Below are 19,540 nucleotides of genomic sequence, written 5' to 3' on the forward strand. Positions count from 1 at the left end.
AGCGCGTGCCGGGGGCGTCAGCCGCGCCCGGTGAGCTCCCGCCACGCCTGAGCGAGACGTGCCACGCCCTCGGTCAGGTCCTGCTCGCTCACCTCCGAGAACGACAGACGAGCGAACCCACGGAAGCCCTCACCCTCAGCCGCGAACCACTCGCCCCGCTGGTAAGTGACGCCGCGGTCCTGTGCGGCCTCGAAGAGCTGCGCGAAGTCGAGGTCACAGCCGAGACGCGCCCACGCGAAGAACCCGCCCTGCGGCTCCGCCACCTCGACCGCGTCGCCGAACTCCGTCCGCAGCGCCGTGACCAGCACCTGGGCCTTGCGGGCGTACCCCGCGCCCGCCGCGGTGATCGAAGCGTCCAGTCGCTCGTCGCCCAGCATCCGCTCGACGACGGCCTGAAGGATGCCGCTGGTCTGGCCGTCGAGCCGGTTGCGCAGGCGGGTGACGCGCTCCGAAAGCCCGGCCGCGAGCACGATCCAGCCGAGACGCAGTCCGGGCCCGAGCGTCTTCGAGAACGTGTTCACCGCGATCACCCGATCGGACGCGCGGAACGCGCGACGGTCGGGCACCGCGACGCCGGGGAACGAGATGGCACGGTAGGGGTCGTCGGCGATGATCGTGAACCCGTACTTCTCGGCGAGGGCGACGAGTGCGGCTTCCTTCTCGGCGCTCAGCGTGACTCCGGACGGGTTCTGGAACGTCGGGACGGTGAACAGCGCCTTGGGGCGGAGCCCGGCACGGAGGCGCCGCTCGAGCTCGTCCACGTCGATGCCGTCCGGTCCCACCGCGACGGGGGCGACCTCGACGCCGATCAGGTCGAGCACACGGAGGAAGAGCGGATACACCGGGTCGTCGACGACGATCAGGTCTCCCGGATCGAGCGTGCTGAGCACGGCGAGGGCGAGGCCGTGCGCTCCGCCGTTCGTCACGAGGATCCGGTCGGCGGACACGCCCTCGCGCGCGGCGATCGCCGCGCGCAGCTGCGGCAGGCCCGGGGCGGGCGTGTACTTGAGGAGCGGCGCGAAATCCGCGCTCTCGGTCACGGCGCGGAACGCGTCGCGATAGATGTCCAGGGGAAGCAGATCCGTGGCCGGGTTTCCGCCGCCGAGATCGATCGAGCCCGGTGCGAGCCGGATGAGCGTCGCATCGCCGAAGCCCTGGCGCGCAGGGAGCCCGGCCAGCAGGGCGCTCGGAGTCGGGGCGAGGTCGGTCATGGGGGTCCGATCGGTTCAGGGGCGGAAGGGGACGAGCCGGGGATCGGCGTCGCCGTCGAGGTCTCGAGCGATCAGCTCGCCGAGCAGGGGGGCGAGCGTGACGCCGCTGTGCGTGAGGGCCACATACACATCATCCGCGACGGCGCCGACGAGCGGCATCCCGTCGGCGGCGTGCGGGCGCGCCGCGTGGTCGACGCGCACGCGCGCCGCGGCGGGGAGTCGCCACCCGAGCGCGTGCTCGATCTCGTCGCGCAGGGCCGGCCAGACCGTGTCGACGGATGCCGTGACGCCGGCATCCCGCAGATCGGCTTCGATGCGCAGGCTCTGCGCGGCGATCCGCCCGTCGCCGTCGGGGCGCACCTGGAGCCCGGCCACGGAGCGGATGCGGTCGATCGGATGCCCATCGACCTCGATCCGTGCAAGGAAGCCGTCGTCGCCGGCCGAGGACGACAGCCGCTGCACCCGCGGAGACACCGCCGCGACCAGCGCAGCGGTGCCGGTGCCGGCCGCCACGACGATCAGGTCCGCCGGGCCGACGAGGCCGCGCAGGTGCTCCAGCGAGGCCACAGGCGTCGCATCACGCACCGTGCCGCCGGCGCTGCGAAGATCGGCGAGCTGCGCCGCGAGGAATGCCTCCGTGTCGACGTAGCCGTCATCGGGATACACGACGCCGTCGATCTCGGCTCCCGTGCGGATGAACCACGGGATGTCGTGTGCGGCGGAGCGCTCGGCGTGCCGACGCCGACCGTCGGCATTCAACCGCCGGTACGACGCCGGTTCCTTGCCGTGGTCGTTCACCCAGGCGAAGCTCGCTCGTGAGGCTTCCGTGCTCCCGGCCGGCTCGGCGGCGAGCAGGACGACATCCGCTCCGCGCTCGGCGATCCGCGCCGCGACGCACGCGCCGACCACGCCCGCCCCCACGACGACGACACGTAGGCGTGCGAGGGCGGCGTGATCACGGCGCGCGGTCGACGTCATCCGTCGATGAAGTGCCGGGCGATCCGGTTGCCGATGAACTGCACCAGCTGCACCAGGGCGATCAGCACGATGATGATGAGGATCATGACGGCGTAGTCGAAGCGCTGGTATCCGTACGTGAGGGCGAGGTTTCCGAGTCCGCCGCCGCCGACCGCTCCGGCGACGGCTGTCGCGTCGATCAGCGCGACGAAGATGAACGTCAGCGACAGGAGCAGCGGCCCGAACGCCTCGCGCACCACGAACCCGAAGAGGATGTGCAGGGGCGAGGCTCCGAAGGCCTTGGCCGCCTCGATGACACCGGGATCGACCGCGACGAGATTCGACTCGGCGACGCGCGCGATGCCGACGGAAGCCGCGATCGTCAGCGGCAGGATCGCGGCAGCCGGCCCGATGCTGGTGCCGATGAGGGCGCGGGTGAGCGGCGTCAGGGCGATGAGCAGGATGATGAACGGGATCGGGCGCAGCGTGTTCACGACGATGTTCAGGGTCGTGTGCACGATGCGGCTGTGCAGCAGCTGTCCCGGGCGCGTGGCGTAGAGGAAGATCCCGAGGATCAGGCCGATCACCGAGGCGAGGAAGAACGCGACCGAGACCATGAAGAGCGTCTCGCCGAGCGCGCGGGCGACCTTCGGGATCACCACGTCGAGGTCGAGGACGTCGAGGCTCACCATGTCGTCACCTCCGTCCGGGTCGAGAGCGCAGCCACGAACCGGTCGACGGCGGCGTCCTCACCATGGAGCGCGAGGCTGAGCTGCCCGTACGGCAGGTTCTTCACGCGCGCGACGCCGCCCTGGATGATCGAGAAGTCGACCTCGTGGATGCGGGCGAGCGACGAGAGCAGCGGCCCTTCCGCGACCGCGCCGTCCATCGCCACCGAGATGCGGCGACCGGCGAAGCTCGATGCCAGCTCGGCGCGCTCCGCGTCGCTGAGGAACGTGCGCGTGTACGAGCCGACCAGGTTCGCGGTGACCGGATGCTGCGGCCGGGCGAGGATCTGGTGGATGTCTCCCGATTCGACGACGTCGCCGTCGCTGAGGATCGAGACGCGGTCGGCCAGCTGGCTCATCACGTCCATCTCGTGCGTCACCACGACGATCGTGATCCCGAACTCCTGATTCACCGAGCGGAGCAGGTCGACGATCTCGGTCGTCGTCTGCGGATCGAGCGCGCTCGTCGCCTCGTCGGCCAACAGCACCGACGGCTTCGCCGCGATCGCGCGGGCGATCCCCACACGCTGCTTCTGACCGCCGGAGAGCTGCCGCGGACGCGCGAAGGCCTTGCCGCCGAGCCCCACGAAGTCGAGCAGCTCGGCCACGCGCCGCGAGATCTCGTCGTCCTTCCAGCCCGCGAGCTTGAGGGGCGTGGCGATGTTGCTGAAGACCGTGCGCGAGTTCCAGAGGTTGAACTGCTGGAACACCATCCCGATGCCGTGCCGCAGCGTGCGCAGCTCGGCGGGCGGCAGTGCGTGCACATCGACACCGTCAACCAGCACGCGCCCCTCGGTGGGAGCCTCGAGACCGTTGATCATGCGCAGCAGCGTGGACTTGCCCGCTCCGGAACGCCCGATCAGTCCGTAGACCTCTCCGGCATGCACCGTGATGTCGACATCGCGGAGCACGCGGACGGGCTCGCCCTTCCCTCGGGCGGGGTAGTCCTTCGACACCCCGGAGAGCTGGATGCGCTCTGTCATTCGATCCTCGGTCTGGTCGTGCGGCTGCTCCGCACCGTGGCGGACTACTGGGCGACGAGCTCGGCGAGCGCCTTGCGGAGGTCGTCGACGGGGAGTTCGACGATGGTGGCCTCGCCGCGCTTCTCCTCTTCGAGGGCCGCGACCACGCGCTTGTCGCGGTAGGTCTTCTCCAGCAGCGCCCAGGCCGGGTCGTCGGCGCGGTCTGCGGTCGTCGCGACCACGATCACGTACGGGCTCGACGTGGTGGCCGAGGAGTCCTCGAGCACGAGGGCGTCGTCGCTGGTGATCTCGAGCGCGGGGTCGAAGTCGTCGGTCGCGATCACGACGGCGGAGATGGTCGGGTCGCTGTAGCTGGTCTGCACCGATTCGTGGGCGATGCGCACGAGCTCGATGCCGCGCGGGTTCGAGGTGATGTCCTCCTCGGTCGGGAAGACGCCGGCGTTCTCGTCGACCTCGATGACACCGGCCGTCTGCAGGATGAAGAGGGCGCGGGAGAAGTTCGCCGGGTCGTCGGGCACGGCGACCTTGGCACCCGCCGGGATGTCGTCGGCGGAGTCGAGATCGTCCGAGAACAGTCCCCATGCCGAGATCACGGTCGAGAAGACCGGCGTGATGTCCGACCCGTTCTCCTTGTTGAACTGGCTGAGCCAGGCGACGTGCTGGAAGGAGTTACCGTCGACCTCGCCTTCGACGAGGGCGGTGTTCGGCAGGTAGGGGTCGTCGAAGTTCACGAAGGTGAGGTCGAGCCCGTTCTCCTTGCCGACCTCGATGATGGCGTCCTGGAAGTCGCTCTGCGCGGTGTCGGCGATCGTGAGGGGGATCAGCTCCTCCGCGCCGTCGCCGGAGGCCTCGGGGGCGGAGTTCTGCACGACGATCGGGATCACGAACGCGGCGGCGATCGCGACGACCGCGACGGCCCCGCCGATCAGCCACAGGCGCGTGCGCGACTTCTGCTTCGAGAGGTGCGCGTCGATCTCGTTCTGGGTCTGGTTCTGCTCTGACATGTCGTGCTCCTGCGAGGTGGGCCGGTCGTCGGGAGTGCGTCCATCGTCCGCGCCGGCCGATCGGGACGGCGGCGCGGGGAGATGCGGGATGGCTTCCGACGTTAGCCGCGGGGCGAGGGAGCGCACGATCCCGGAGGTAACGCACGGAAACACGGGGCCTGCGTCGCCGGAGAGAGGGGGCCGATGCCGGGATTAGAGTAGCGCCATGACCACGAGCGATTCCGCCCGACGACAGGCGGCGCTCGTCTACAACCCGATCAAGGTCGACGGCAAGCGACTCCGCGCCGCGGTGCGCGATCTGTCGAGGGAGGCCGGGTGGGAGCATCCGGCCTTCTATCCGACGACCGTCGAGGACGCCGGCCAGGCGGCGACCGCGCAGGCGTTGGCCCGCGGCGTCGACGTCGTGCTCGTGGCGGGCGGTGACGGCACCGTGCGCGCGGTCTCCGAGGCGATCGCGAACACGGGTGTGCCGCTGGCCATCCTGCCGAGCGGCACCGGCAACCTGCTGGCGCGCAACCTCGGACTCCCGCTCGGCGATCCCGCGGAGATGATCCGCGCGGCGCTCGGCGACTTCCGGCATCCGATCGACATCGGCTGGGCGCGCGTGAGCCGCGCGAACGGTGAGGAGTCGGAGCACGCCTTCGTGGTGCTGGCCGGCATCGGCCTGGATGCCGACATGATCGCGAACACGCGCTCCGACCTCAAGAAGTCCGTGGGCTGGATCGCCTACGTCGACGGTGCGGCGCGGTCGCTCCCGCGGGCCAGGCCCTTCCGGGCCGTGTACCAGATCGACGACGGACGCCTGCACTCCACGAAGGTGCACAGCATCCTCTTCGCGAACTGCGGCACGCTCCCGGCCGGCATCGCGCTGATCCCCGATGCCTCCATCACCGACGCCACGCTCGACGTCGCCGTCATCCAGCCCACCGGCGTGCTCGGCTGGCTCGGCGTCTGGCGGAAGATCTGGTGGGACAACTCGGTCCTGCGACGCTTCCGGGCCGGACGCCGCGTGCTGGAGCGTCGCGGCAGAGACGCCTCGGTGCACTACTTCCGAGGAGCGGCGGCGGAGGCCGCGGCTCCCGGTCCGACTCCTGTCGAGCTCGACGGCGACGAGTTCGGCGAGGCGGTGCGCATCACCTGCCGGGCCGACCCCGGCGCTCTGCTGCTCGCGCTGCCCGCCGGGCACCCGGTGTCGATGCTCTGAGCCCGGCGGAGCGCCGGGCACCGGTCAGCTGCTGAGCACCTTCACGGTGCCCTCGAGGCCGCCGCCGGTGAGCGTCAGCGTGAAGTCGTCGTCGTCCACGTCATCGTCGGGGAAGGCGATGATCGTCGCCCGCGGCGCCATGTCCATGGTGCACACCTGGTCGGCATCCGTGACGAACGTGGCCGTGCCCGCGTTGCCGGACCCCTCGACGGCCTCGACGACCGGAGCGCACGAGGAGGAGCCCCACGTGAGCAGCACCAGGCTGCCGTCGTCGAACCAGCCGGCCGACGGCTGATACTCGGTCGAGCTCCCGGGCTTCCCGGTGAAAGCGGCATCGCCGTCGAGCTCGACATCGTCGACGATGTCCCCGTAGGTGACCTGCAGGGTGATCTCGGCGGTGGGATCCACTCCCTCGGGGAGGGCTCCGATGCTCGCGCGCGGCGCGAAGTCGGCCGTGCACACCTTCTCCTTGCCGTCCTCGGCGTCGAGATCCACGAGGTTCACGGTGACCGTCTGGCCCTCTGCCGAGACCTCGTCGACCTGCGGGATGCACCCGGACGACCCCCAGGTGACCACGGCGAACATGCGTCCCTCGTCGAGGAGAACGCCCTCGATGTCGCCGGCATCGTCACCGGTCGTCGAGCTCGGTGCGGGCGAGTTCGTCGGCGTCACGGCACCGGGCGTCGCCGTGCAGCCCGCACCGAGGAGCGCGATCGCGGCGAGGGACGAGAGGACGGCTGCGAGACGCGTGCGTGTGGCCATGGTCACAGGGTACCCGCCCGATATTCCGGTTTCATCCCCCAGACCGACCGGGATCGCGCCGGATCACTGCAGAGCGGAGGTGAGGCGGGCCAGGTTGTCGAGCACGGTCGACCGGAGGGGCTGCTGCATCCACTCCTCCAGGGTCAGCTCCCGGCTCAGGGAGCGGTACTTGTCCTCGACGGCCCGCATCTCGGTGACGAACTCCTCGCCGCGCACGAGCATCGACACCTCCAGGTTCAGACCGAAGGAGCGCATGTCCATGTTGCTCGAGCCGATGACCGCGACCTCGTCGTCGATCGTGAGGCTCTTGGTGTGGAGGATGTAGGGCTTGCGGTACATCCAGATGCGCACGCCCGCCTTGAGCAGCACCTCGTAGTAGCTGCGCTGGGCGTGATAGACCATCGCCTGATCGCCCTCTTCCGAGACGAAGAGCTCGACCTCGACGCCGCGGTCGACGGCTGCCGTGACGGCGAGCAGCAGCGCCTCGTCGGGGACGAAGTAGGGGCTGACGATCATGATGCGGTTCTTCGCCGCGTAGAGCAGACCGAGGAACAGGCGCAGGTTGTTCTCGACCTCGAAGCCCGGTCCCGACGGCACCACCTGGCAGTCCAGGTCGCCCGATCCGATGTTCGCGTGGGAGATGTCGATCTCCTCGAGCACCTCGTCGGTCTCGCTGTACCAGTCGCTGAGGAAGATCGCGTTCACGCTGAGGACGACCGGCCCGTCGATGCGCACCATCAGGTCGACCCAGTTGAGACCCCGCTTGATGTTCTTCGGGAGGTTGTACGTCGACGCCGTGACGTTCTGCGAGCCGAGGAAGGCGACCTTGCCGTCGACGACGAGGAGCTTGCGGTGATTGCGCAGGTCGGGCCGCTGCATCCTGCCCTTCAGCGGCTGCACCGGGAGCATGAGCTGCCAGTCGGCGCCCATGGCGTTCAGCCGCTTGATGGTGGCCCGGTAGCGCGGCTTCCAGCGGTTCGCCCAGTGATCGAGGAGCACGCGGACCTCGACGCCGCGGGCTGCGATCTCCTCCATGGCCCGGAAGAAGTTGTCGGTCGAGTCGTCGGACTGGAGGATGTAGAACTCGATGTGGACGTAGTCCTGCGCCTCGCGGATCGCGTCGGCCATCGCGTCGAGCGATTCCTGATAGTCCGAGATCAGGTGCGCGCCGTTGTCGCCGGAGAGGGGGAGGGCGCCGAGCCTCTGGTTCATCTCGACGATGGGGCCGAACCACGCCGGAGCGTGCGGCCGCAGGGTTCCGAAGTGGAGGTGCTCGCTCGTCTGCGCGATGTACTCGTTGATCTGGTCCTGCTTGCGGCGGCGGGCGCGCGGGAGGCGCGGGTTCCCGATCAGCAGGAAGAGGAAGACGCCGATGAAGGGGATGAAGAACACGGCGAGGAGCCAGGCCATCGCCGCCGTGGGACGGCGATTGCGTGGGATCACGATGATCGCCGTCGTGCGGATGACGAGGTCGAGCAGCAGCAGGAACGCGGCGGTCCACCAGGCCACGGTCTCCGGCGTCATCGTCTCCCCTTGCTCCGCCGGCGTCGATCACCGAGGGCTCGCGCGGTCGCCCGCGCATTGGCTACACAGTAGCCGATGGCTCGGACGTCTCTCAGGCGCGAGGAGGGAGGCCGCGCGCGGCGCGCTCCTCGGCCTCGATGCGCGCGTGCACCTTGCGCTCGGTGCGGTCGGAGCGGATGATCCCGCGGAGCACGAAGAAGAAGACGGCGCTCACTCCGATGGTCGGCAGGATCGACCATGCCGCAGCGAGCCAGAAGTTCTCCATGTGTCCATCGTACGCGAGCGACTCTTCGTCCACATTCCTCGCCTTTCGCCCGAACACTCCACAGGGGGCGCTATCGCCCCCTGACCGGTCGGGGTTCGATCACACTCCTGGAATGACCACCGTGCTTCGCGCCTCCGACTCCACCGACTTCCTCCGCGTCGTCCCCGCTCTCGCCGGGTTCACGCCTCGACAGAGCATCGTGCTCCTCCCCTTCCGCGGTACGCGCACCTACGGTGCGATGCGCCTCGACCTCCCCGATGACGGCATCTCCCTCGAGGAGTACGCCGACGCGGCGGTCGGGCTGGTGTCGCGCGTGGAAGGGACGGATGCCGTGGCCCTGGTCGTCTACACCGACGCCGAGGCGCACCCGACGCGCGACGGTCTCGTCCTGCCCTTCGCGGTCGAGGTCGACGAGCTGCTCGGCTGCGCGGAGGACGCGGGTCTCCGGGTCGTCGACGCCCTGTGCGTGACCCCGGCCGGCTGGTCGAGCTACCTCGTCGACGAGCCCGTGATCGGCCTGCTCTCCGACATCGGGACCTCGCCCGCCCTGCCGTCCGAGGGCGACGTGTCCGGAGACCAGTTCGCCGGCGTCGACCTTCCACCCTCCGACCTCGCCGAGAAGGAGCGGGTGGGACGGGCGCTCCTCGAGCTCACCGAGATGCTCTGCCTCGACAGGTGCGGCGCACTCACCGGGCGGGAGAACCCGATGGCGATCGCCGCCCTCGTGATGCTGGAAGACGTGCCGGCGTTCTTCGAATCGGTCCTCCGAACGCCGGAGGACCTGCCGCCTTTCGCCACGGCTGCGCTGCTGTGGAGCCTGAACCGGCCGCTGCTCCGCGACGTCGCCATCGCGCAGTGGGCGACGGACCTGGCCGGCGGCATGCGCACGCTCGCGGCACAGCTCGCCTTCGCCGGCTCCGGCACGACGGTCCCCGACGATCTGGGTCAGGTCTTCCTGGGCCGCGGCCCCGCTCCCGATCTCGACCGTCTCCGGCTCGCGCTGTCGGTGGTCCGCCGGGCCGCGGCGCAGGCGCCCCGCGCGTACCGACCGGCGCCGCTCACGGCAGCGGCGTGGTTGTCGTGGGCGCTCGGCAGGTCGACCCACGCGGGCCGGTATCTCGAGATGGTGCGCGACATCGATCCGCAGTACGGCCTCGCGGCGCTGCTCGAGACCATGATCGGCGGTGCGCTGCTGCCGGAGTGGGCGTTCCGACGCGGCCCAGCTACTTGACCAGCGGGAAGAGGATCGTCTCGCGGATGCCGAGCCCGGTGATCGCCATCAGCAGACGATCGATGCCCATTCCCATGCCACCGGACGGCGGCATGCCGTGCTCCAGCGCCCGCAGGAACTCCTCGTCGATGGGCATCGCCTCGACATCACCGCGCGCGGCGAGCTTCGACTGCTCGACGAAGCGCTCGCGCTGGATCACGGGGTCGACGAGCTCGGAGTACCCCGTCGCCAGCTCGAAGCCGCGGATGTACAGGTCCCACTTCTCCACGACGCCGTCGATCGAGCGGTGCTCGCGCACCAGGGGCGACGTGTCGACCGGGAAGTCCATCACGAAGGTCGGGCGCACGAGGTCGCCCTTCACGAAGTGCTCCCAGAGCTCCTCGACGAGCTTGCCGTGCGTGGCCTGCGGCGGCAGATCGACTCCGCTCTGCTCGGCGAAGGCGATCAGGTCGTCGACCGAGTCCTGCGGGGTGACCGTGCGACCGGATGCCGCGGAGAGCGATTCGTACATCGAGATGCGGTCCCACTCGCCGCCGAGATCGTACTCGGTGCCGTCGGCCCAGGTCACGGTGGTCGAGCCGGTCACCGCGATCGCGGCCTGCTGCACCAGCTCCTGCGTGAGTGCGGCCATCTGGTTGTAGTCGCCGTAGGCCTGATAGGCCTCGAGCATCGCGAACTCCGGGCTGTGCGTCGAGTCGGCGCCCTCGTTGCGGAAGTTGCGGTTGATCTCGAAGACCCGCTCGATGCCGCCGACGACGGCGCGCTTCAGGTAGAGCTCCGGCGCGATGCGCAGGTAGAGCTCGGTGTCGAAGGCGTTCGAGCGGGTGATGAACGGGCGAGCGGATGCTCCGCCGTGCTGCACCTGCAGCATCGGCGTCTCGACCTCGAGGTAGTCGTGCCCGGTGAAGGTCGCGCGAAGGCTCGCGTTCACCGCGGCGCGGGCGCGGACCGTGGTGCGTGCCTGCTCGCGCACGATGAGGTCGAGGTAGCGGCTGCGGACCCGCCCCTCCTCGCTGAGCTCGGAGTAGGCGTTGGGCAGCGGGAGGATCGCCTTGGAGGCGATCGCCCAGTCGTCGGCCATGATCGACAGCTCGCCGCGGCGGCTGGAGATCACCTCGCCGTGCACGAAGACGTGGTCGCCCAGGTCGACGTACTCCTTCCAGTCCGCGAGGGACTCCTCGCCGACGTTCGCGAGCGAGATCATCGCCTGGATGCGGGTGCCGTCGCCGGCCTGCAGCGTCGCGAAGCAGAGCTTGCCGGTGTTGCGGCTGAACACGACGCGACCGGCCACTCCGACCACGACGCCGGTCTCGGCGCCCGCCTCGAGCTCTCCGTACTCCGCGCGGAGCGTCGGGATGGTGTGCGTCACCGGGACGCCGACCGGGAAGGCGCCGCCCGCGGCATCCGCCCGCTTCTCGATCAGGCGCGCGCGCTTGGCGAGACGGACGGTCTTCTGCTCGTGGGCGTCCTCTTCGTTCGAAGGGTCGGACGAGGCCGAATCGGGCGCGGCGGACGCGTCAGTCATGTGCGGGGCTCCTTGAAGTCCTCCCCAGTTTACCGAGACGGCGTGCCGACTCCTTCGCGCAGGCTGGGTAGCCTCGAAGCATGACCGCCACCCGGATCATCCGCGCGTTCGCCGCGATCGCCCTCGCCGTCGCCGCGGTCGCCACCCCGACGTCGGCGATCGCCGCATCCGAGCCGGCCGACGCGCGATCGACGGGCGCGCCCGCGAGCACCGTGGCGGACGCGGACGTCGACGACTTCTCCTACGCCTCCTGGGACGCGCTCTACGAGGTCGGGCTCGATGAAGAGGGCCGCGCGCGGATGCACGTCGTCGAGACGCTCGTCGCCCGCTTCCCCGAGTACGACCAGAACCGCGGCATCGTCCGCGGGCTGCCCACCGCGTACGAGGGGGCCGGCATCGACACCCGTGTGCTGTCGGTCACGGACGAGAACGGCGCCGACGTGCCGTACGAGACCGAGGAGGAAGACGGTCTGCTGCTCGTCCTCACCGGGAACGACGACTTCGTGCAGGGACTGACCACCTACGTGATCGAGTACGAGATGCGCGACGTCATCCTCGCGGCCGACGCATCGACCGGCTCCTCGACCCGCCAGAGCGTGCGCGGACAGGGCGAGGGGAACCCCGCGGTGGACGAGTTCTACTGGGACCTCCTCCCCCTCGACAGCACCCAGGCGATCGAGCGGTTCCGCGCCGACATCGTCTTCGACGCGGCGATGAGCGACCGCCTCACGGGAGCCGCGAGCTGCTACACCGGATACTCGGGATCGACCGACGAGTGCGACCTGCAGGGTCCGGCGGTCGACGGCGACGTCGCCACGTTCCGCGTCGAGTCGGGGGAACGCGCGGCAGGCGACGGGGTGACTGTCGCGATCGGATTCGCGCAGGGCACGGCCGTGCAGCCGTCCGCGCGCACGCCGAACCCGGTCACCGACACGGTTCCTCTGGCCGCCGCGATCGGCGCGGGAGGACTGTCGGTCGGCGCCTGGATCGCCGTGTCCGCCTTCAAGCGCCGCCGCCGCACCGCCACCGGCGTCATCGTCGCGCAGTACGACGTTCCCGACTCGATGCCCCCGCTGCTCGCCGCCGCCCTCCTGCCGAGCGCGAAGGATGTGATCCCCGCCGAGATCGTGCATCTCGCCGTGCGGGGAACGCTGCGCATCGAGGAGGGCGGCTCGCCCGAGCATCCGCGGCTGCGCCGCATCGCCGGGACGCGCATCCCCGATCAACTCGACGTCGAGGCGCTCGACGCCCTCTTCCTGAAGGCGAACGACGGCGGCGTCGTCGACGTGCCGAGCGCCAGCGAGGCCTTCGCCATGCGCATGGTCGCTCTCCAGGAGGCGGGGAAGACCGCAGCGAAGACCCGCGGTCTCACGACCACGGCGCGCAGTCGCGGCGCGGCGATCGTGCAGTGGTGCGCGATCGCGATCGCGGCCGTCGGCATGGGACTGAGCGTGTGGGGCGTGGCCTCCGGCCGGCTCTCCGCCGTCCCCGCTCTCGTCGCGATCTCCTTCGGACTCGTGCTCGTGCTCATCGCGAGCTTCTTCTCCTTCGCGAAGCACACGGTGCTCACCCCCGAGGGCGCCAGGGAATTCGAGTACCTGAAGGGCGTCGAGGAGTTCATCCGGGTCGCCGATGCCGACCGTCTGCGCATGCTGCAGTCCTACACGGGGGCGGAGCGCCGGCAGGACGGGACCGCCGACGTCATCCACGTGTACGAGCGCCTCCTCCCCTACGCGATGCTCTTCGGGATGGAGAAGGAGTGGGGCGACGTGCTCGAGACCGCCTACTCCCGCGAGCAGCGGGGACCCGGGTGGATCGGCGACCCGACCACCCCGTACCTCGGCGTCTACCTCTCGGCCTTCACCTCATCGTCGCATGCCGCCGCGACCTACACCTCGCCGTCGTCGGGCAGCTCGTCGAGTTCGGGCGGGTCGTTCGGCGGCGGCTTCTCCGGCGGCGGAGGCGGCGGAGGGTTCTCGGGCGGACGCTGATGCTGCCCGTCGTGTGGGTCAGATCAGCGGCGGAGGATCGGATGCCTCGCGCAGGGCGCGCTCGACCGTCGACTGCACGAGCGCCGAGAGGTAGCCGCCGGGGTTCTCGACGCCGATCTCGCGCAGCCGCGCCGTGGACTGGCCGATGATCGACCGGGAGAACTCCGTCGCGGTCTGGATGGCGTCCGCGTAGGCGGGGCGATCCTCTTCGGCGATCACGATCGGCTCGCATCCCATCTCGACGGCGAGCGCCTGCGCGATGGGCAGCACCGGGGCAGGGGCCGTGACCGCGGCGAAGCCCGCCTGCAGCTGTCGCAGGTCGATCGAGGTCCCCGTGAACGTGATCGCGGGATGCACGGCGAGCGGGATCGCGCCGCGCTCGGCAGCGGGCCGCAGCACCTCGGTGCCGTGGCCGGGATCGGTGTGCAGCACGAGCTGACCGATCTGCCACCCGCCGACCTCGGCGATTCCCGCCACGAGAGAGGCGAGCTGGTCCGTCGGCACGGCGAGGATCACGAGCTCCGCCCTGCGCACGACCTCGAGGGCGTCGAGCACGGGCACCTCCGGCAGGACGGCCGACGCGCGCTCGTCATCCGATCCGCTCGTGATGCCGACGATCGCGTGGCCGGCGCCGCCGAGCGCGGCGCCGATCACCGGTCCGACGCGGCCCGCGCCGATAATGCCGACGCCGAGACGCCCGTCGCGCACCACGGCGTCACTCCCCGTTCGTGGGCGGCGCGGGCGGCGGCACGACCGGAGGTGCAGGCGGCGGCATCACCGGAGGCGCAGGAGGCGGTGCGACCGGAGGCGCAGGTGGGGGCGTCACCGGAGGCGCGTACGTCGGCGGTGCGACCGGAGGCGCAGGCGGCGGCATCACCGGAGGCGCGTACGTCGGCGGCGTCACCGGAGGCGCGTAAGAGGGCGGTGCAGGTGGCGCGATCGGAGGCGGCGTCACGCCTGGCGCGGGGAGCGCGACCGGTGGTCCCGCAGGCGCCGGGAGGTTCGCGTACGCCGGAGGAGCCGGGGGCGCCGCCGGAGCGTGCTCGCTCCAGCGATGGCTGGTGTCTCGCGACGCGGCTTCGGCCGCGGCGCGGCTGACATCGCCGAGCAGCGCCAGCGCATCCTCGCGCTCGAGTCCGGAGAGGTACCCCGTGATCGGTCCCGGTGCCGTGTGCACCTGGGCGCCCGAGACGCGCTGCGCCCGGTCGATGGGACCCTGCGAGAGCGAGACGCCCTGCAGACGGGCGAGCGGGAAGACCGCGAGCTTGCGCCACACGAATCCACGGCGCAGCAGGAGCCCGAAGTCGGCGATCGCATACCCGTGCCGCTTCCAGGACAGCGGACGACGCCACCAGGCACGTCGCGGCATCCGCCGGAACGGATCGCCGTCGGCAGGCCCGACGATGCCCTGCTCCCAGAGGAACGGGATGCTCGCCGCCGGCACGTCCGGCAGCACGAGGCCGAGCACGCGCTCCACATCGGCGCGCTTGCCCACCGGCAGCACCACGTTGAACTGCTGCGCGTTGCCGGACTGCTGCGCCGCCGCGCTCTTGCCGCTCATCCGGTTGATCTTGATCGTCCACCAGCCGAAGGGGCGCCACAGGAGCGACTGCGACACCTCGACCGCGAAGATGCGTCCGGGCGGCAGCGTCTCGGTCACCGTGGTGAGCAGACCGTACGTGATGCGCACCCCGTCGGGCGTCGGCGCGATCGAATAGCGCAGCGACTTGGAGATCTGCGCCCAGGTGATGCCGACCACGGCGATGAGCATGGGGATGCCCATGGCGAGGCCGATGCCGAGCAGCACCACGCCGCCGCCGGTGTCGCCGTCGGCGACCAGGCCGATGATCGTGCTGCCGAGCGCGATCGCGAAGATGATGCCGAAGAAGAACAGCCACAGCAGCCCCGAGATGAGCTGCGACCCGATCAGACGACCGGCCGGGATCTTCACGACGCTCTCCGGAGCGACATCGGCGAGGTCGACTCCGGCGATCAGGCTCGTGACGCCCTCGTTGACCGAGCCGCGCAGCTGCGCCCGCGTCGTCGCGGGGACCGCAGCGGCATCCGGGTCGGCCGACGGGGCCTGCGGGTTGAGGGCCGCGTGACGCGCGGCCCGTGCCCCGGAGGCGAGGCGCAGGATGTCGGCGCGCACCGACTCCGCCCGAGTCGTCGCGAGGTACTCCAGGTCGACGTTGGCGTCGTTGCCCGCGCCGACCACTTCGAGCTTGGCGAGTCCGATGATCCGGGCGGGGAACGGACGCGTGAGGTTGACGCCCTGCACGCGATCGAGGGGCGCGCGCCGGTGCGAGCGGAAGATGATGCCCTTGCGCACCTCGACGTGATCACCGGTGATGCGGAACTGGTGGAAGCGCCAGAGCATCCAGAAGACGAGCACCAGCACGACCACGAGCCCCAGGACTCCGAGGAGCACCAGCAGGATCAGGTTGTTCTCGAACACCCAGTCGACCGGGTCGCGGCCGGCGTAGTCGCCGTAGTGCGCCTCCTCGGGCGTGAAGAGCGTCACCAGCCAGGTGATGATCCGGTCCCGCATGTTCGCGATCAGGATGCCGGCGACGATGATCAGCACCAGCCCGCCCTTGAACAGGGGCGTCAGCGGATGCATCCGATGCCATTCGCCGTCCGCAAGAGTCGTCGACGCGTCGCCGACCTGCGTGGGCGCCGGTGCGTGCGGGGTGGCGGGGAACTGCTGCTCGCTCACAGGCCGGTCCGGCGGGTCTCGGCCACTTCGATGAGGGTGTCGCGCAGCGCTTCGGACGCGGGCTGGGTGAGGCCGGGGATCTGCACGCCGGTGGTGGCGGCGGCGGTCACCATCTTCAGCTGCGAGATTCCGAAGGCGCGGTCGAGCGGACCCTGCGTGATGTCCACGAGCTGCATGCGCCCATAGGGCACGGCGATCATCCGCTGCCACAGGATCCCCTTGCGGAAGACGATGTCGTCGGCGCGGAGCATGTAGCCGATGGCCCTGGCCTGTCGCGGCAGGATGATGAGCGCGATCACCGTGAGGAGCAGGATCACGCCGGCGGGGATCCACACCCAGTCCTGCTCCAGGAAGATGTTGAGCACCACGGCTGCCACGACCACCACGACGATGAAGATCACGTTCTGCACGATCTGCGAGACGACATAGCGGGGCGAGATCTGGTGCCAGGTGCCGTCCAGTTCCAGCCGCGCCTCGTTCCGCGCGGTGCGCAGCCGCGTGTAGGTGCCCTGGTCGAGGGCGTCGAGGTCAGTGCCCTCCGCCGGGTTCAGGGGCGCGGTCTCTGGGTTCTGAGTCATCAGGATCCTTCGGCAGGGTGCAGAACTGTTCGGCGACGAGCGCGGCGATCACGAGGACGATCGCGCTCCCGATCAGGGCCAGCATGGCCACAGTCGACCCTACCGGCGGATCGATGGGGCGGGTGAGGAGGAACACGAGGAGACCGGCTCCGAGGCCCGCCATGATCGCGCCGAGCAGACTCGAGGCGCGGGCGAGGGTCGCCGCCCTGAGTGCCCGGAAGGGATCGATCCGGATGCCGGAGCGCACGCTGTTCCGCACCGGCCAGGCCACGCCGAGAGCAGCGGCCGCGATCAGCAGGAGAAGCACCGGCAGCAGCAGCGACGGGGTGAAGGTCGCGCGACCGCTCGCGGTGAGCAGGTGATCGACCAGGTACCCGAGCCCGACCCCGAGGAGGGCCAGAACGGCGAGGAGGCCGACGGACGTGCGCCTCATCCATCGCCCCGATCGCGCAGCTCCGCCGCGAGGTCGGCCACCCTGCCGTGCCCGATGAGCTCGGCGTCGGCATCGAGATCGAGCCACGGATCCAGCACGAAGAGGCGCTCTGCCGCGCGCGGATGCGGGAGCTGCAGGTGCGGCTCGTCCGAGACGACGTCGCCGTACGCGATGAGGTCGAGGTCCAGCGTCCTGTCCCCCCAGCGCTCGCGGCGCTCCCGGCCGTTCTCGTCTTCGATGGCATGCAGCATCCCGAGCAGGATCTCGGGAGCGAGCCGGGTCGTGACCAGGGCGACGGCGTTGACGTAGCCGGGCGCCTCGAGGTTGGGCCCGTCCACACGCAGCGCGACGGTCTCGAACAGCGGGGACAGGCGCACCTCCCCGACGAGCGGCAGTCGCGCGATCCGCTCCGCGGCGGCGCGGATGGTCGCGTGACGTTCGCCGAGGTTCGCGCCGAGGGCGACGACGGCCACGGTTTCCGGACGACCCGGACGGCGCTCGGGGGCGTCCATGGGCTGGGCGAGATTCCGACTCATGCGGTGATGTCCTCCAGGCCGGGGGTGGGGCGGCTGCGATGAACCGTGACGGCCACGTCGGCGAACGTGAGCGGGATCGGGGCGTGCGGCTTGTGCACGGTCACGGTGACGCCCTGCACCCGGAGGTCTTCGAGGGCGGTGACGGCGATGCGTTCGGCGAGGGTCTCGATGAGGTTCAGGGGTTCCCCGGCGACCACGGCCGCGACCTTCTCGGCGAGCTCTCCGTAGTGCACGGTGTCGCTCACGTCGTCGGATGCCGCGGCCTGGTCCAGCGCCAGCCGCAGGCGGAGGTCGACCGTGAACTCCTGCCCGTCCTCCCGCTCGTGGTCGTAGACGCCGTGGCGTCCGAACACGGTCAGCCCGGTGAGGGAGATCTCGTCGAGGAAGTCCATGTCCCTAGCGTACGGCGGCGGTCGAGCCGCCTCACCCCGTCCAGGCGTGGGCGATGGCGAGCGCATCGCGGGTCGCGGCGACGTCGTGCACCCGGACGGCCCACACGCCGGCGCGCGCGGCCAACGCGCTGGTCACGGCGGTGGCGAGGTCACGGCGGGCCTCCGAGATCCCGCCGGTCTCCCCCGCCTCGGACGGCAGCGTCTCGGCGAGGAACCGCTTGCGGGAGGTGCCGATGAGCACCCGGGGTCCGAGCGCCACGATCTCGTCGAGCCCGCGCAGCACGTCCCAGTTCTGGGCGCCCGCCTTGGCGAAGCCGATGCCGGGATCCACGATCAGTCGCGAGGGGGCGATACCGGCCGCTGCGGCCTCTCCGATGCGCTCCTGCAGCTCTCCGGCGACCTCCCTGGCCGCTCGGCGGTACTCGGCGTTGGCGTACATGTCGGCCGAGAATCCGCGCCAGTGCCCGACCGCGTAGTCCGCACCGGATTCGGCGACCGCCGCCCGCATGTCGGGGTCGGCGAGACCGCCCGAGACGTCGTTGACGATCCGGGCGCCGGCGCGCACGGCCGCCGCGGCGGTGGCCGCGCTGAGCGTGTCGACGCTGATCGGAACGCCCGCCGCGGCGAGCTGCTCGATCACGGGGATCACGCGCTGCTGCTCGACATCCGTGCCGACGCGCTCCGCGCCGGGCCTGGTCGACTCGCCGCCGACGTCGAGCACGCTCGCGCCGTCGGCACGCAGTCGCAGGCCGTGGGCGACCGCCCTGTCGACATCGAGATAGCGCCCGCCGTCGCTGAACGAATCGGGAGTGACGTTGACGATCCCCCAGATCCCGGTCATGCGTCGGATCCTGAACCCGTCGGACGATGGGGCGCTTCGTCTCGCTGCGGTCGCTCGACGACCGGAGCGGCGCCCGAAGCGCCGATCAGCGTGATGAGCTCGGCCCGCGCCGCGGCATCCGTGTACTCGCCGCGCGCGGCGATCGTCAGCGTCGACGCCTCGGTCTGCCGACCGCCGCGCATGGTGACGCAGCCGTGGCTGGCGTCGAGCACGACGAGGACGCCGCGGGTGTCGAGGTGCTCCGCGATCGTGTCGGCGATCTGCTCGCCGAGACGCTCCTGCACCTGCGGGCGGGCGGCGAGGATCTCGACGACGCGCACGAGCGCGCCGAGTCCGACGACCTGCTCGCCCGGCAGATACGCGAGGTGCGCGTGGCCGGCGAACGGCAGGAGGTGGTGCTCGCAGACGGAGCGGAAGCGGATGTCGCGCAGGAGCACTGCCCCGGACGGGAGGGTGTCGGGCGCCGGCCCGCGGGTCACGCTGATCGTGCGCGCCAGCGGCTCCGCGGCATCCGCGCCGACGCCGTCGAAGAACTCCGAGTACAGCTCGGCCATGCGGGTCGGGGTCTGCTTCAGGCCGGGCCGGTCCGGGTCTTCGCCGATCGCCTCGAGCAGCTCTCTGGTGAGCCGTTCGACGCGCTGCCTGTCGACGGTCAC

At 70.7% G+C, this 19,540-nt stretch carries 20 protein-coding genes; 3 read left to right on the top strand and 17 right to left on the bottom strand.

From position 1 onward, the window contains the following. Nucleotides 1-17: 17 nt before the first annotated feature. From MRBLWH11_RS01490 to MRBLWH11_RS01510, 5 genes are read right to left on the bottom strand one after another with little or no spacing between them, the layout of a single operon-like run. The gene (locus MRBLWH11_RS01490) at nucleotides 18-1,211 is read right to left on the bottom strand and encodes a PLP-dependent aminotransferase family protein (RefSeq protein ID WP_341946440.1); all 1,194 of its coding nucleotides are present in this window, start codon (nucleotides 1,209-1,211) and stop codon (nucleotides 18-20) included. A gap of 15 nt (nucleotides 1,212-1,226) precedes the next feature. After that, nucleotides 1,227-2,189 carry an FAD-dependent oxidoreductase gene (locus tag MRBLWH11_RS01495; RefSeq protein ID WP_341946441.1) on the bottom strand — a complete coding sequence of 321 codons (963 nt, stop codon included), beginning with the start codon at nucleotides 2,187-2,189 and terminating at the stop codon, nucleotides 1,227-1,229. Next, nucleotides 2,186-2,860 carry a methionine ABC transporter permease gene (locus MRBLWH11_RS01500; protein ID WP_116634214.1) on the bottom strand — a complete coding sequence of 225 codons (675 nt, stop codon included), beginning with the start codon at nucleotides 2,858-2,860 and terminating at the stop codon, nucleotides 2,186-2,188. The genes MRBLWH11_RS01495 and MRBLWH11_RS01500 overlap by 4 nt, the downstream gene beginning before the upstream one ends. Further along, nucleotides 2,854-3,879, bottom strand: coding sequence for a methionine ABC transporter ATP-binding protein (locus MRBLWH11_RS01505; RefSeq protein ID WP_341946442.1), 1,026 nt, complete (start codon nucleotides 3,877-3,879; stop codon nucleotides 2,854-2,856). The genes MRBLWH11_RS01500 and MRBLWH11_RS01505 overlap by 7 nt, the downstream gene beginning before the upstream one ends. Before the next feature lie 44 nt (nucleotides 3,880-3,923). Further along, nucleotides 3,924-4,883, bottom strand: coding sequence for a MetQ/NlpA family ABC transporter substrate-binding protein (locus MRBLWH11_RS01510; protein WP_341946443.1), 960 nt, complete (start codon nucleotides 4,881-4,883; stop codon nucleotides 3,924-3,926). Between the two features lie 205 nt (nucleotides 4,884-5,088). On the opposite strand from MRBLWH11_RS01510, the gene MRBLWH11_RS01515 reads away from it, so the two are divergent. Then, nucleotides 5,089-6,087 (top strand): diacylglycerol kinase family protein, encoded by a 999-nt coding sequence (locus tag MRBLWH11_RS01515; protein WP_341946444.1) that lies wholly within the window; start codon nucleotides 5,089-5,091, stop codon nucleotides 6,085-6,087. Between the two features lie 24 nt (nucleotides 6,088-6,111). Here MRBLWH11_RS01515 and MRBLWH11_RS01520 read toward each other — a convergent pair whose 3' ends face one another. From MRBLWH11_RS01520 to MRBLWH11_RS01530, 3 genes are all read right to left on the bottom strand, one after another. Continuing rightward, nucleotides 6,112-6,849, bottom strand: coding sequence for a hypothetical protein (locus MRBLWH11_RS01520; protein ID WP_341946445.1), 738 nt, complete (start codon nucleotides 6,847-6,849; stop codon nucleotides 6,112-6,114). 63 nt (nucleotides 6,850-6,912) lie between these two features. Beyond that, on the bottom strand, nucleotides 6,913-8,373 hold the full coding sequence (gene cls, locus MRBLWH11_RS01525; protein ID WP_341946446.1) for a cardiolipin synthase: 1,461 nt from the start codon (nucleotides 8,371-8,373) through the stop codon (nucleotides 6,913-6,915). 91 nt (nucleotides 8,374-8,464) lie between these two features. Continuing rightward, on the bottom strand, nucleotides 8,465-8,638 hold the full coding sequence (locus MRBLWH11_RS01530; RefSeq protein ID WP_165808000.1) for a hypothetical protein: 174 nt from the start codon (nucleotides 8,636-8,638) through the stop codon (nucleotides 8,465-8,467). Between the two features lie 112 nt (nucleotides 8,639-8,750). Here MRBLWH11_RS01530 and MRBLWH11_RS01535 point away from each other — a divergent pair, with 112 nt between their 5' ends. After that, nucleotides 8,751-9,869 carry a DUF4192 family protein gene (locus MRBLWH11_RS01535; RefSeq protein WP_341946447.1) on the top strand — a complete coding sequence of 373 codons (1,119 nt, stop codon included), beginning with the start codon at nucleotides 8,751-8,753 and terminating at the stop codon, nucleotides 9,867-9,869. Here MRBLWH11_RS01535 and lysS read toward each other — a convergent pair. Next, nucleotides 9,862-11,394 carry a lysine--tRNA ligase gene (gene lysS, locus MRBLWH11_RS01540; protein WP_116634206.1) on the bottom strand — a complete coding sequence of 511 codons (1,533 nt, stop codon included), beginning with the start codon at nucleotides 11,392-11,394 and terminating at the stop codon, nucleotides 9,862-9,864. The two genes, MRBLWH11_RS01535 and lysS, sit on opposite strands and share 8 nt — an antisense overlap. Before the next feature lie 80 nt (nucleotides 11,395-11,474). Between lysS and MRBLWH11_RS01545 the strand changes: the two genes are divergently transcribed. Beyond that, nucleotides 11,475-13,385 (top strand): DUF2207 domain-containing protein, encoded by a 1,911-nt coding sequence (locus tag MRBLWH11_RS01545; RefSeq protein WP_341946448.1) that lies wholly within the window; start codon nucleotides 11,475-11,477, stop codon nucleotides 13,383-13,385. An 18-nt stretch (nucleotides 13,386-13,403) separates the two neighbouring features. Here the strand turns inward: MRBLWH11_RS01545 and MRBLWH11_RS01550 are convergent, their stop codons facing one another. The 8 genes from MRBLWH11_RS01550 to folE are packed head-to-tail and all read right to left on the bottom strand — an operon-like array spanning nucleotide 13,404 to nucleotide 19,540. After that, the gene (locus MRBLWH11_RS01550) at nucleotides 13,404-14,096 is read right to left on the bottom strand and encodes a DUF2520 domain-containing protein (RefSeq protein WP_116634204.1); all 693 of its coding nucleotides are present in this window, start codon (nucleotides 14,094-14,096) and stop codon (nucleotides 13,404-13,406) included. 4 nt (nucleotides 14,097-14,100) lie between these two features. After that, nucleotides 14,101-16,104 carry a PH domain-containing protein gene (locus MRBLWH11_RS01555; protein WP_341946449.1) on the bottom strand — a complete coding sequence of 668 codons (2,004 nt, stop codon included), beginning with the start codon at nucleotides 16,102-16,104 and terminating at the stop codon, nucleotides 14,101-14,103. Then, nucleotides 16,101-16,682, bottom strand: coding sequence for a PH domain-containing protein (locus MRBLWH11_RS01560; protein ID WP_116634202.1), 582 nt, complete (start codon nucleotides 16,680-16,682; stop codon nucleotides 16,101-16,103). The genes MRBLWH11_RS01555 and MRBLWH11_RS01560 overlap by 4 nt, the downstream gene beginning before the upstream one ends. Continuing rightward, the gene (locus MRBLWH11_RS01565; protein ID WP_116634201.1) at nucleotides 16,633-17,115 is read right to left on the bottom strand and encodes a DUF3180 domain-containing protein; all 483 of its coding nucleotides are present in this window, start codon (nucleotides 17,113-17,115) and stop codon (nucleotides 16,633-16,635) included. The genes MRBLWH11_RS01560 and MRBLWH11_RS01565 overlap by 50 nt, the downstream gene beginning before the upstream one ends. Then, nucleotides 17,112-17,651, bottom strand: coding sequence for a 2-amino-4-hydroxy-6-hydroxymethyldihydropteridine diphosphokinase (folK, locus tag MRBLWH11_RS01570; RefSeq protein ID WP_341946450.1), 540 nt, complete (start codon nucleotides 17,649-17,651; stop codon nucleotides 17,112-17,114). The genes MRBLWH11_RS01565 and folK overlap by 4 nt, the downstream gene beginning before the upstream one ends. After that, the gene (gene folB, locus MRBLWH11_RS01575) at nucleotides 17,648-18,043 is read right to left on the bottom strand and encodes a dihydroneopterin aldolase (RefSeq protein ID WP_341946451.1); all 396 of its coding nucleotides are present in this window, start codon (nucleotides 18,041-18,043) and stop codon (nucleotides 17,648-17,650) included. Before folB ends, folK begins: the two co-directional genes overlap by 4 nt. A gap of 31 nt (nucleotides 18,044-18,074) precedes the next feature. Beyond that, complete coding sequence (folP, locus tag MRBLWH11_RS01580; protein ID WP_116634198.1) at nucleotides 18,075-18,884, bottom strand: dihydropteroate synthase; 810 nt, start codon at nucleotides 18,882-18,884, stop codon at nucleotides 18,075-18,077. After that, complete coding sequence (folE, locus tag MRBLWH11_RS01585) at nucleotides 18,881-19,540, bottom strand: GTP cyclohydrolase I (RefSeq protein WP_243408818.1); 660 nt, start codon at nucleotides 19,538-19,540, stop codon at nucleotides 18,881-18,883. Before folE ends, folP begins: the two co-directional genes overlap by 4 nt.

Source organism: Microbacterium sp. LWH11-1.2, assembly GCF_038397745.1.
In the GTDB taxonomy this organism is placed as follows: Bacteria; Actinomycetota; Actinomycetes; order Actinomycetales; family Microbacteriaceae; genus Microbacterium.

What these genes read in the sequence shown, in the direction of transcription:
- MRBLWH11_RS01490 (WP_341946440.1), bottom strand. Translation starts at nt 1,211, where the DNA reads ATGACCGACCTCGCCCCGACTCCGAGCGCCCTGCTGGCCGGGCTCCCT.
- MRBLWH11_RS01495 (WP_341946441.1), bottom strand. Translation starts at nt 2,189, where the DNA reads ATGACGTCGACCGCGCGCCGTGATCACGCCGCCCTCGCACGCCTACGT.
- MRBLWH11_RS01500 (WP_116634214.1), bottom strand. Translation starts at nt 2,860, where the DNA reads ATGGTGAGCCTCGACGTCCTCGACCTCGACGTGGTGATCCCGAAGGTC.
- MRBLWH11_RS01505 (WP_341946442.1), bottom strand. Translation starts at nt 3,879, where the DNA reads ATGACAGAGCGCATCCAGCTCTCCGGGGTGTCGAAGGACTACCCCGCC.
- MRBLWH11_RS01510 (WP_341946443.1), bottom strand. Translation starts at nt 4,883, where the DNA reads ATGTCAGAGCAGAACCAGACCCAGAACGAGATCGACGCGCACCTCTCG.
- MRBLWH11_RS01515 (WP_341946444.1), top strand. Translation starts at nt 5,089, where the DNA reads ATGACCACGAGCGATTCCGCCCGACGACAGGCGGCGCTCGTCTACAAC.
- MRBLWH11_RS01520 (WP_341946445.1), bottom strand. Translation starts at nt 6,849, where the DNA reads ATGGCCACACGCACGCGTCTCGCAGCCGTCCTCTCGTCCCTCGCCGCG.
- cls (WP_341946446.1), bottom strand. Translation starts at nt 8,373, where the DNA reads ATGACGCCGGAGACCGTGGCCTGGTGGACCGCCGCGTTCCTGCTGCTG.
- MRBLWH11_RS01530 (WP_165808000.1), bottom strand. Translation starts at nt 8,638, where the DNA reads ATGGAGAACTTCTGGCTCGCTGCGGCATGGTCGATCCTGCCGACCATC.
- MRBLWH11_RS01535 (WP_341946447.1), top strand. Translation starts at nt 8,751, where the DNA reads ATGACCACCGTGCTTCGCGCCTCCGACTCCACCGACTTCCTCCGCGTC.
- lysS (WP_116634206.1), bottom strand. Translation starts at nt 11,394, where the DNA reads ATGACTGACGCGTCCGCCGCGCCCGATTCGGCCTCGTCCGACCCTTCG.
- MRBLWH11_RS01545 (WP_341946448.1), top strand. Translation starts at nt 11,475, where the DNA reads ATGACCGCCACCCGGATCATCCGCGCGTTCGCCGCGATCGCCCTCGCC.
- MRBLWH11_RS01560 (WP_116634202.1), bottom strand. Translation starts at nt 16,682, where the DNA reads ATGACTCAGAACCCAGAGACCGCGCCCCTGAACCCGGCGGAGGGCACT.
- MRBLWH11_RS01565 (WP_116634201.1), bottom strand. Translation starts at nt 17,115, where the DNA reads ATGAGGCGCACGTCCGTCGGCCTCCTCGCCGTTCTGGCCCTCCTCGGG.
- folK (WP_341946450.1), bottom strand. Translation starts at nt 17,651, where the DNA reads ATGAGTCGGAATCTCGCCCAGCCCATGGACGCCCCCGAGCGCCGTCCG.
- folB (WP_341946451.1), bottom strand. Translation starts at nt 18,043, where the DNA reads ATGGACTTCCTCGACGAGATCTCCCTCACCGGGCTGACCGTGTTCGGA.
- folP (WP_116634198.1), bottom strand. Translation starts at nt 18,884, where the DNA reads ATGACCGGGATCTGGGGGATCGTCAACGTCACTCCCGATTCGTTCAGC.